This window comes from Arcobacter sp. CECT 8989, assembly GCF_004116715.1.
Lineage (GTDB): Bacteria > Campylobacterota > Campylobacteria > Campylobacterales > Arcobacteraceae > Halarcobacter.
On the sequence record NZ_PDKE01000029.1, the window covers coordinates 1 to 1755 of the forward strand.

1 protein-coding gene is annotated in these 1755 nt (G+C 27.5%); it reads right to left on the bottom strand.

Features of this window, described 5'->3' with window-relative positions; genetic code table 11:
* Positions 1-1755 (bottom strand): ATP-binding protein (locus CRV02_RS14215; protein WP_129090895.1); only part of this gene is annotated, 1755 nt, incomplete at both ends.

A 1755-nucleotide genomic window follows, 5' to 3' on the forward strand; every position in this document is an offset into this window, starting at 1 on the left:
TTTCCAATTTTTGCAACAATTGACAGATATCATCTAAAGCGACATTTAAACAAGAGTTTTTGATGTAATGAGCCTTTTGGGCTATTGCTTCTTTCTCTTGATTTTCAATTAAACTCTCTAACTCTTCTAAGTCTTTTGTTATATCTTTTTTAAATTTATTTACTATCATATTTGCTATATTTTCTGATACACCTAATTTATCTACTATTTTTGATACATTTAGTTTCTCTTCATTAGCTATCATAATTGTGCTATCTTTTGATGAAGAATTATGAGTATCTTCTTTTAGGTATTTATCAAATACTTTTTTTATTTCATCTGTATTTATTGGCTTACTTAGGTAATCATTCATTCCTAGGCTTAGGAATCTCTCTTTATCACCTTTTACTGCATTTGCTGTTAGGGCTACTATTGGTATTTGTTTTAAAAGTTTCTCTTCTTCATATTTTCTTATTGCTTTAAAGCTTTCTATACCATCTAGTATTGGCATATTTATATCCATAAGAACTAAGTCATATGAGTTTTCTTTATATTCTTTTAGAGCTTTTAGTCCATTATCTTGGATTGAGTAGTTTATATTCATACTATCTAGGATATAAGAGATTAATTCTTGGTTTGCTTCATTATCTTCTGCTACAAGTACATTTGCTTTATATTTCTTTTCTATCTCATCTTTTGAGGGTTTTACTACTTGTTTTGTTTTTCTTAAAAGCTCTTGCAGAGCATCATTCACTTTTGAAGCATAGAAAGGTAAAACTAAAGTATGTTCATTTGCTTTTAATTTAAAGTTTTTAGCTTCATCTTCATGGTTAAACAGAATTAAAATAGGAGTATTTTCATATCTTTCTCTCATAGTATCTAAGGCATCTTTTGTTTTATCACAAGAACAGATTACTATATCAGGATTTTCTTCATCTGTATTTACTGTTCCAAACAGTCCTATATATCTTTTTATATAGTGATATAAGTCACTATCTTCTTTGGTTACTTTAAACTTAACATGATTTAAAAAGCTTTTAGAGATATGAAGATTATCATCACAAGTTTCAAATTCTAAATCAAAGAAGAATTTACTTCCAACATTCTCTTTACTTTGTGCTTGTATTTGAGAACCTAAAGATTGAACAATATGAGAACAGATACTTAATCCTAATCCTGTACCTTCATATTGTCTACTTGATTTATGGTCTACTTGTACGAAAGGTTTAAATACATTTTCTAGTTTTTCTTGTGGTATTCCTATACCACTATCTTCTATTTCAAATCTTATTTTACTTCTATTATTTTTTTCTTCTAGAAGAGTTATATTTAAAGATACTTTCCCTTCGTGAGTAAACTTAATTGCATTTGATAATAGGTTTGATAATACTTGTCTTAATCTTATTCCATCTGTTAAGATACATAGAGGTATCTTGTGGTCAATATTAAATATTAGTTTTAGATGTTTTTCACTTGCTCTTTTTGAGAATAGTTCAATTACATGCTCACTAATAAAATATAAATCAGTTTTTTCAATAGCAATATCAAAGTTACCACTTTCTATTTTACTAATATCTAAAATATCATTGATAATGCTAAGAAGAGAGTTAGCACTTGTTTGAATAATTTGTGCTTGTTTTTTATTGTCACTTTTTAATTCACTTGAATTACTAAGAATATCAGAGAATCCAATTATTGCATTTAATGGTGTTCTTATTTCATGACTCATATTTGCTAAGAACGTCGACTTCGCCTCATCCGCCTTTTGTGCTTTTT